This window comes from Myxococcus vastator (assembly GCF_010894475.1).
GTDB lineage: Bacteria > Myxococcota > Myxococcia > Myxococcales > Myxococcaceae > Myxococcus > Myxococcus vastator.
Window position 1 is genome coordinate 1 of sequence record NZ_JAAIYB010000341.1, and the last position, 9,261, is coordinate 9,261.

7 protein-coding genes and 2 pseudogenes are annotated in these 9,261 nt (G+C 70.7%); 1 reads left to right on the forward strand and 8 read right to left on the reverse strand.

The genetic code is table 11. From position 1 onward, the window contains the following. The 7 genes and pseudogenes from G4D87_RS27265 to galU form a co-directional block, all read right to left on the reverse strand. Nucleotides 1-832, reverse strand: a pseudogene (locus tag G4D87_RS27265) (Rne/Rng family ribonuclease); the annotation flags it as partial. 551 nt (nt 833-1,383) lie between these two features. Next, nucleotides 1,384-1,827 (reverse strand): DUF3052 family protein, encoded by a 444-nt coding sequence (locus tag G4D87_RS27270; RefSeq protein WP_163785457.1) that lies wholly within the window; start codon nt 1,825-1,827, stop codon nt 1,384-1,386. After that, the gene (locus tag G4D87_RS27275) at nt 1,824-2,123 is read right to left on the reverse strand and encodes an acylphosphatase (protein ID WP_163785460.1); all 300 of its coding nucleotides are present in this window, start codon (nt 2,121-2,123) and stop codon (nt 1,824-1,826) included. Before G4D87_RS27275 ends, G4D87_RS27270 begins: the two co-directional genes overlap by 4 nt. A 3-nt stretch (nt 2,124-2,126) precedes the next feature. Next, complete coding sequence (ligA, locus tag G4D87_RS27280) at nt 2,127-4,145, reverse strand: NAD-dependent DNA ligase LigA (protein ID WP_163785462.1); 2,019 nt, start codon at nt 4,143-4,145, stop codon at nt 2,127-2,129. Between the two features lie 205 nt (nt 4,146-4,350). Further along, nucleotides 4,351-5,247 carry a glutathione S-transferase family protein gene (locus G4D87_RS39610; RefSeq protein ID WP_240358651.1) on the reverse strand — a complete coding sequence of 299 codons (897 nt, stop codon included), beginning with the start codon at nt 5,245-5,247 and terminating at the stop codon, nt 4,351-4,353. 108 nt (nt 5,248-5,355) lie between these two features. Next, nucleotides 5,356-6,111 carry a LolA-like protein gene (locus G4D87_RS27290; RefSeq protein WP_163785464.1) on the reverse strand — a complete coding sequence of 252 codons (756 nt, stop codon included), beginning with the start codon at nt 6,109-6,111 and terminating at the stop codon, nt 5,356-5,358. Continuing rightward, nucleotides 6,108-7,010 carry a UTP--glucose-1-phosphate uridylyltransferase GalU gene (gene galU / locus G4D87_RS27295; protein ID WP_163785466.1) on the reverse strand — a complete coding sequence of 301 codons (903 nt, stop codon included), beginning with the start codon at nt 7,008-7,010 and terminating at the stop codon, nt 6,108-6,110. The genes G4D87_RS27290 and galU overlap by 4 nt, the downstream gene beginning before the upstream one ends. Before the next feature lie 60 nt (nt 7,011-7,070). On the opposite strand from galU, the gene G4D87_RS27300 reads away from it, so the two are divergent. After that, complete coding sequence (locus tag G4D87_RS27300) at nt 7,071-7,919, forward strand: PorV/PorQ family protein (RefSeq protein WP_163785468.1); 849 nt, start codon at nt 7,071-7,073, stop codon at nt 7,917-7,919. A gap of 2 nt (nt 7,920-7,921) precedes the next feature. On the opposite strand, the pseudogene G4D87_RS27305 reads toward G4D87_RS27300, so the two are convergent. Continuing rightward, nucleotides 7,922-9,261, reverse strand: a pseudogene (locus G4D87_RS27305) (hypothetical protein); the annotation flags it as partial.

A 9,261-nucleotide genomic window follows, 5' to 3' on the forward strand; every position in this document is an offset into this window, starting at 1 on the left:
GGGGAGGGGGCTCGACGGGAAGATGGGTGGCCTCGCCCTCGGCCACTGCCACGGCCGACTCAGCGGGCGTCTCCACCGCGACCGCGGCGGGCTCGGACGCCGCGGCCACGGCCAGCGCCGCCTCGGGCGACTCCACCTGCGCGGCCGGCTCCACGGCGGCCTCGGTCACCTGCGGCTCGGCGGAGGGCGCGGCCACGGCCTCGCCACTCACCGGCGCAGGCGCCGCCTCCACGGACGCCGCCGTGGACGGCTCGACCGCGACAATCTGCTCGGGCGTGACGGGCTGCGCGGCCGCCTCGGCGGCCACCCCCGCCTCCGGCTCGGCGGCCGGCGGCGCTTGCTCCGCGGGCGCCACCGGCGTCTCCACGCCCGGCGGCGTCACCGTCGGGGCGTTGGCGGCCAGCTCCAGGGCGGTGTCGCGCGGCAGGGACTCGGTGGACGCCGCGGCGGGCTCGACGTGGGCGTCCTCCGGCTCCGACGCCACGGGACGGGGCGCGTGCCGGGCGGCGGCCTCCGCGGCCTCGGCCTCGGACTCGTCCGGGACGTCCGGCGCATCCTCGTGCTCGCCTTCGGTCAGCTCGAACTGCGCGCGCGCGAAGTCGGGGTCGTAGACGACGTCACTGACATAGAGGAACGCGGCCTTCTCCAGGCCAATGTCCACGAAGGCGGCCTGCATGCCGGGGAGCACCCGGACGACGCGACCCTTGTAGATGTTCCCGACGACGCCCTTGTCCTTCTTACGCTCGAGGTAGAACTCCGCGATGTGTCCGCCCTCGACGAGCGCGACGCGCGTCTCGCGACCCGCGGCGTTGATGACCAGGATGCTGCTCATGGATGAATCCTGCTGGCGCGCGCGGTAGGGCGGACCTCACCGGACGGGCGGCGGCGAGACGCCGCGCCTCCGAGCGCGCTGCGAAGGGAGAGGCGGCCTCTGGCGGACCTACAGCGAGCGCCACCGACCCGGGCATGCCGGGCACGGCTGGGGGCGCGCTGTCGAGGACCGAGGGGACCACCGCCTGCTCCTCCGAGTTCATTGGCGCCCCGCATTGCGACCGGCACCGTGCCGGGCGAGGCCTTGTCTTCACAACGCGTTCGAGCTTCCCCACGACGCGCGTGCCGCCCGCTCTTCTATCCACACCCGGTCGGTGCCCATCGTGGGCCACCTTGGGGGGGCGACTGGAGCCTCGGTGCGGCTGACGCGGCCAGAGGAGCCGGGAACGCAACCCGTCAAAATCCCTACCAGACGTTGACCCCCGACAACGCGGGGCGTCACACAACCGTCCAGAAACACGAGGAGTTTTTCACGGCCCCCCGGGTGTGTAAAGCCGAGAAACGGCATCCATCCACTGTCGGGCAGATGCCGGGCGGCTACCCGGCAGGGCGTCAGGCCTGGGCAGGGGCTTGCTTGCGCTCCCCTGGCTTGTCCAGCCGCCCTCGGGGCCGCCTCACCAGCCGGAGGCCTGTCCAGGTGGCGTCGATGGTGCAGATTTTGTTGTCCACCAGACCGATGTCCAGGGCCGCATGGCGGACGAAGTCCTCGGAGAGGCCCCGGCGGGCGTGTTCGCCTCCCGGCCAGCACACCCAGATGCCGCCGGTGAGGGCCATGGCGCGGGCCAGGGCCGGCAGCCGCTGCACCAGCTCCTGCGGGTCCTGGGTGAAGAAGAGGATGACATCCAGGCCCGTCACCGCGGTGATGAGGAACTCCACCCCATCCGGCAGCGGGTTGAGCTTCTGCACGAAGCCCCGCGGCGGGTTGATGACGGAGACCTTGGACCCGGCCCGGATGCCCAGCATGGCCGGAAGGGAGGCCAGCGCGTAGGGCGTCATGACGTGCGCTCCACGTTGAATTGACTGAACTCGCCGGTGGCCTCGCCGTCCGTACACCGCACGCCCGAAACCCGGGCCTGCGTTGGACCGTGATGACACCAGCGGATGAATTCCTCGAGCACGGCGGGCTCCCCTTCCACGACGGCCTCCACGGCCCCGTCCGGCCGGTTGCGCACCCAGCCTGTCAGACCCAGGCGTGTGGCTTCAACGCGGGCGCTCTCCCGGAAGAAGACGCCCTGCACCTTGCCTTCGATGCGCAGCGAGGCTCGCCGCGTGCCACTCATGGACCGCCCCATCGTCTAGGCGTTCGGCTGCAGCATCTGCAGGAACGCCTGCTCGTCCAGGATTCTTACCCCGAGTTCCTGGGCCTTCTTCAGCTTGCTACCCGCATCCTCGCCGGCCACGACGAAATCGGTCTTGCGCGAGACACTTCCGGCGACCTTGCCGCCCCGGCGCTCGACCTCTTCCTTGGCCTGCTCCCGCGTCATACCCGTCATCGCGCCGGTGAGCACCACCGACTTGCCCACGAAGGGGCCTCCCGTGGCGACCTGGGGCGCCGCGGGCGTGACACCCGCCGCCAGCAGCGCGCGGATGGCCTCCTGGTTCTGGGGCTCCTGGAAGAAGGTGTGGATGACCTGGGCCATGATGGGACCGACGTCCTTCACCCGGGAGATGTCCTCCAGGCTGGCACCGAAGAGCTTCTCCGACTGAGGGAAGGCCTCCGCCAGCGCCTTGGCGGTGGCGTCACCCACGTGACGGATGCCCAGGGCATAGAGGAAGCGGCGCTGCGTGGTCTGCTTGGAGCGCTCCAGTGACGCGACGAGGTTGTCCGCGCTCTTGTCGCCCATGCGCTCCAGCGTCAGCAGGTGCTCCTTGGTGAGCGCGTAGAGGTCCGCGAACGCCTTCACCCTGCCGGTGGCCACCAGCTGCGCGGCCAGCTTGTCGCCCAGGCCTTCGATGTCCATGGCCAGGCGGCTGGCGAAGTGGCGGATCTTCTCCACCAGTTGGGCGGGGCACGAGGCGCCCGTGCAGCGGATGATGGCGCCGTCCTCGTCCTTCGTCGCCACCGCGTGGCAGACGGGGCAGTGCTTGGGGAACTCGAAGGGGGCGGAGTCCTCGGGGCGCTTGGACAGCACGACGGAGACGATTTCCGGAATCACGTCACCGGCGCGGCGCACGAAGACGGTGTCGCCCTTGCGCACGTCCTTGCGGCGCAGCTCGTCCTCGTTGTGCAGCGTGGCACGCGCCACCGTCACGCCGCCCACCTTCACCGGCTTGAGGTGCGCCACCGGCGTCAGCGCGCCCGTGCGGCCCACCTGGATGCCAATGTCCATCACCTCCGTGGACTCCTCCTCCGGCGGGAACTTGTAGGCCACCGCCCAGCGGGGGCTCTTGGAGACCTGGCCCAGGCGCTTGCGCTGGTCCTCGTCATCCACCTTCACCACCATGCCGTCCACCTCGAAGGGCAGCTCATGGCGGCCCTTGAGGGAGGCGTCATAGGCCTCGCGCACGCCCTCCAGGCCGTCGGCGCGGCGGTACTGGTTGATGGGCAGGCCCAGCGTCTTGAGGTACTCCAGCTTCTCGATGTGCGTCTTGAAGCCGGGCACGCCTTCGCCCGGGACGCATTCGTAGAGGAACACGGAGAGGGGCCGCGCGGCCGTCATGCGCGGGTCCAGCTGGCGCAGGCTGCCGGCGGCGGCGTTGCGCGGGTTGGCGAAGAGCGGCTCGCCTTCCTCCTCGCGCTTCTCGTTGAGCTTCTGGAAGTCCTTCTTGCGGATGAAGACCTCGCCCCGCACCTCCAGCACGTCCGGCACCTTCACCCCGTCCTGGGGGAACAGCGACATGGGCAGGCTGCGGATGGTGCGCAGGTTGCCGGTGACGTCCTCTCCCGTGGTGCCGTCGCCCCGGGTGGCGCCCTGGACGAAGGCGCCCTTTTCGTAGCGCAGCGCGATGGCGAGCCCGTCCAGCTTGGGCTCACACACGTAGGTGACGCCGGGCAGTCCCACCAGCTTGCGGATGCGCTCGTCGAACTCGATGAGGCCCTGGTCCTCGAAGATGTTGGCCAGCGAGAGCATGGGCGCCCGGTGCACCACCTCGCCGAACGCCTCGGCCGCCGCGCCGCCCACGCGCTGGGTGGGCGAGTCCGGCGTCTGGAGGCTCGGGTGCCGCGCCTCCAGGTCCTGCAGCTCGCGCATCAGCGTGTCGTATTGCGCGTCGCTGACCTCGGGCGAGTCGAGGACGTAGTAACGGTAGTTGTGGTGCGCCAGCTCACGGTGGAGCTCACGGGCTCGGGCTGCGGCTTTCTGGAAGTCGTCCACGGTTCGCGGTCCTTACTCCAAAACACGGCGCGGCGGCGCGTGCCTCGAAAGGCGGCCACTCTACGGTTCCCGACCGACAAGGTCCGGTCGCCGCCTCCGGAAGGCCCGCACGGCCGGCTGGAAATGGGGGCCCGGGGGCGCGTGTTGCTTAGCTGGAAGCGATGCAACCGCGGCCTTCAAGATGCCTTGACAGGCCAGGAGGGGGTCAATAACGTCCCTCGCGGTTCATGGCGCAGGTGTATCCGACGGCGCCGACTCTTCTCCCAACCACAAGGCTCACGCCCGCGCAGTCCCTTCCTGGGATTCCGGCGGGGCCGTCCTCCTGGAAGGTGCTTCCGAGGGCTGCGCGGACGTCTCCCCCCGCCATTCCATCTGTCCGAGTCCTCGGGCGCATCATTCCTCCCCAAGCGTTACAGACATGCGTAAAGCCCGTACTTCGAGAGAGAAGGCTGCTGACCCCGAGGTCGCCGTCGAGGCGGACACGGAGAAGCCCCGCTGCAAGCGCGCCGCGAAGACGGTGGAGCGGGACGAGGCCGAAAAGCCCGCCCCGCGCGCCCGTCGCAGCGCCGCCCGCCGCGACGAAGAACTCCATGTAGGGCGTCCACGTCACCTCGGCGAGCGAGAAGCCGTCGCCCGCCAGGTACGGCTGCTTGCCCAGCACCGGCTCGATGATGCTGAAGACGCGCTCGACGCCCCGCAGGCCCTCCTCGATGCGCGCCTCGTCCGGCGCGCCGCCCCCCAGCATCCCCTTGAAGAGGCGCTCCCAGATGACCTTCATCGCGTTGGGCGTGAAGTAACACTGCTCCACGCTGATGTACTGCTCCATGCGCGCGTACGCCTGCACGTCGGACGGCGTGAGCGCGGCGCCCGGCAGCTTGCGGTCCAGGTAGCGGATGATGGCGCGCGACTCGTAGAGCCGGAAGCCGTCAGCATCCTCGAACGCGGGGATGACGCCGAAGGGGTGGCGCTCCACATGCCCGAGGCTCTTCTGCTCCCCCTTCGTGAGGTCGACGAGGACGAGCTCCGCCTCCTGGCCCTTCTCCGCCAGGGTGGCGAGGACCATGCGCGTGGCGGTGCTCATCGGGTGGCCGTACACCTTCATGGGACATTCCTCTGCGTGGCGGGCCGGGGAGAGTCCCGGCCAGGCGGGGCCAGACTCTTCATGGCCGCCGCCAACGCCGCAAGGAATTCAGGAAAGTGCCGGTTTTGACTACAGGGTGAAGAGCGAGTCGGGCAGGTTGGCCCGATTGTCCCCCTTCAAGGCGGTGAAGCGCAGGTTGCGCTGTCCGCCGCGCCACACCTCGATGGTGCGGGGCATCCACTCCCCCGTGGCGGGCGAGTTGTAGTCCAGGAAGCGGACGTCCCAGGCCGTCCCCGACGCGTCCGAGTACCGCAGCCGGGCCGGGCGGAAGGAGTCCTTGTAGACCCAGAACTGCGGGCGGCCCTCGGCCATGTCGCCGAGGACGTAGGCCACCTCGCCGCCGAAGCGCGCCAGTCCGGTGCGCCCCGTCTCGATGCCCAGGCTCTGGAGGTGGCGGAGCACCGCCTCCTTCAGCTCCTGCACGTTGCCGCTGCCCGTGGCGAGCAGCGGGCACACCTGCGCGACGAGCGCCGACATGGAGGGAATCTCGGTCCCCTGCACGCGGCGGCGGCCGCCCGACTGGACCACCGTGGACGTGGCGTTGCCGTCGGGCACGGAGGCCTCGAAGCGGCAGCGGCCGGGAACGCGGAGGGACAGCACGCCGTCACCCTGCACCTCCGGGCGGTCCGTGGGCGTCCCCAGCGCGGCGCCGGCCTCCTTGACGGCCGGACCTCCGAAGCTGAGGGAGCCCTCCACGCGCAGCGTGGACAGCCTCAGCTCGGCGCGCTCCGCCGACATGCGGCGGATGATGGAGCTGCCGGGCAGCACATAGGCGGCCGCGGCGAAGGAGACCAGGACAGCGAGGAGTGCAACGGTGCGCTTCACGGCTTCTCCGTCTTCACGACTTCACGCATGTAGGCAAGCAGCCCGTCCCGCAGGTCCGGGCGCTTGAGCGCGTAGGCGATGTTGGCCTTCAGGTACCCCACCTTGTCGCCCGCGTCATAGCGCTGACCCTTGAAGCGGTAGCCGAGCAGCCCCTTCGTCTGCTGGAGCGCGGCCAGGCCATCCGTGAGCTGGATTTCACCGCCCACGCCCGGCGTCTGGTTCTCCAGGATGGGGAAGATGTCGGGCGGCAGCACGTAGCGGCCGATGACGGCGAGGTTGGAGGGCGCGGTGCCCTTCTTCGGCTTCTCCACGATGCGGTCGATGCGCATCACGCCGTCCCCCAGGTCCGTGCCCGCGGCGATGCCGTACATGTGCGTCTCACTGTCCGGCACTTCCATGAGCGCGATGACCGCCTGGTTGTACTGGCGGTACACGCGAGCGAGCTGGCGGATTCCCGGCTCCTCGGCGTCAATCATGTCGTCGCCCAGCAGCACGCCGAAGGGCTCGTCGCCGATGACGCTCTTGGCGCACAGCACCGCGTGGCCCAGTCCCTTGGGTTCCTTCTGGCGGATGCTGACGACGCGCACGAGGTCCGCGATGGCGCGCAGCTTGTCGGCCTCCGCCTCCTTGCCGCGCGCACGCATCGTCGTCTCCAGCTCGAAGCCGATGTCGAAGTGGTCTTCAATGGCGCTCTTGCCGCGGCCATTGATGAGCACGACATCCTCGATGCCGGCGGAGACCGCCTCTTCCACGATGTACTGGAGCGTCGGAGTATCGACGATGGGCAGCATCTCCTTGGGAACCGCCTTGGTCGCCGGCAGGAAGCGCGTGCCCAGGCCGGCTGCCGGGATGACACACTTGCGGATGAGGGGCTCTACCTTCGAGGTTTTGGAGGCCATGAGGGCTGGGAATCTATTGATGGCCTCTGACCCCATCAAGCCGGATAGGATGGACTTGTCATGTTGCTCCGCGCCCTGGTGCTGATTGCCCTTTGTGTGTCCACTACCGCCCTGGCGCAGCCCGCCGAGGACCTTCGCGATGTCATGAGCGCGCGCGCCTATGGCATGGGCGGCGCCTACCGGGCCCTGGGGCTGGGCACGGATGCCATCATGGGCAATCCCGCGGCGATGGTCCTCTACCCGTCCTACCGGGTCGAAGGCACCGGCGCGTGGGATACGCGACGGAAGGAAGGGTTGCTGGGCGTCTCCGTCATCGACGCGGCCACGAGCCGCCTGGGGATGGGGGTGGACTACCACTGGGTGAGCGTGGGGCGCGGCGGCGCGCGCGCCAGCGCCCACCTCAGCTCGATGGGCGTGGGACTGCCCGTCAGTCAGGCGCTCATGCTCGGCGCCACGGTGCGTTATCTGCGCATGAGCGGCCAGTCGCGGTTCGCCAACTCCGTCACCGGCGACGCGGGGTTGATGCTCCGGCTGTCGCCGTCACTGATGGCGGGCTTCTCCGCGCACAACATCGTGGACACGGGCAACGAGGAGCTGACGCGCTACTACTCGGCGCATGTCGGGGTGATGACGGGGTTGCTGACGCTCGCCGGTGACGTGCGCGCGGACTTCACGACCAACGACGCCACGACGTTCACCTACCACGGCGGCCTGGAGTACATCCTGGGAGAGCTGTTCCCGGTGCGCGCGGGCTACTCCTACGACGGCTTCACGCGGACGTCGCAAATCAGCACGGGGCTCGGCTTCATGTCCGAGGGCGGCGGCGGCCTGGACTTCGGCTACCGCCACGACCTGGGCGGCCCCAAGGGGCGCATGCTGGCGCTCACCATCAAGCTGAACACGAACTGACGTCAGCGCGGCGCCCGGAGCGGCAGGTAGCGCTCCGACGCGGCGAAGCGCAGCAGCTCCACCAGCTCCGCCTCGTTGCCCCGGCGGGTCCGCAGGACGGACAGCGCGGGGCCAATGCTCCCGCAGGCCACCAGACCCGCGCGGTTGGCGGAGTCCCGCGCGGCGTCCGCGAGCGCCGACGCCTTGAAGTTCTGGGTGCCGGGCTCCAGCAAGGCCATGGCGCGCTCCAGGGCGCGCGGAGACAGGGACTCGCGCACCACGCGGGCCTCGGCTCCGGAGGCGCGCGGGTCCTTCAGCACCGTGGCCAGCAGCGCCAGGGCGCGGAGGAGCTGGCCGCCCTTGAGGGCTCGGAGCGCGAGCAGGTCCGGCGACAGGGACAGCAAGGCGCGGCCCACGTGGAAGCGCAGCTCCGGGAGCGGCATGGGCTCACGCAGCAGGAGCCGGCCCACGAGGAGGCGCGGGTGGCCCGCGTGCACGGCGGTGAAGGGCGGACCGTCGTCCTCGGCGAGCACGAGCTCGGGCAGGTGGACGTCCAGCATCCGCGCGGCGGTGTGCAGCGCGTCGAGCACGGCGGGCGCACAGGGCCCCGCGGTGGCGCGCAGCAGCTCCGAGGAACCGGCGGCGCGGCCCTCCGCCGGGAACAGCCGACAGAGCGCGATGCCGGTGCAGGCCAGCAGCTCTCCCGAGGGCGTGCGCAGACCGGGGTGACGCAGGCCGGCGCGCTCGTCGGAGGTCAGCGGCGGGCGCTGGCCGCGCGGCGCGGGGGTTTCGAGCCCGTCGAGCGCGTCGGCGATTTCGCGCATGAGCGAGGCACGCGCCGGGTCTCCGCGTTGGTCGAAGTACTCGGCGAGGAGTCGGTAGGGCTTCGCGTCGAGCGGGCGCTCGCGGATGTGCCGGAAGGCGTCGGGCTCGGTGTCAGGCGACGGCGCGTAGGCGGGCGCGGGAGATTCGCGCGGGTCCATGACGCCGGGGACAGGCCGAGGCGGCTCGGGGGCCGCGGGTGGCTTCGCGATGAACGTGCGGCCCGGCGCCGGGGCGGAGACCGTGCCCTCCGGGCGCGCGCGGACGACGCGGCGCACCGGGTCCATCCGGCCTGGCGGCGCTTCCCAGGAGATGACGCGCGTTTCGGGGACAGGAGCGTCTCCGAGGTCCATGACCTCGCCCGTGAGGAGGTCGGTGGCCCGTGGACGACGGGCTCGGGCCTCCGCATCGCGAGCAGCGGGCGCTGGCTCCACTTCGCCTCCGGACGCGGCGGCGCGTGGCGCGGCCTTGTCTCCGCGAGCGGACGCGGAGGAACGCTGGGCGGCCGGCGCCTTGGGGGGGGCGGCGTCAGCGGGAGCGC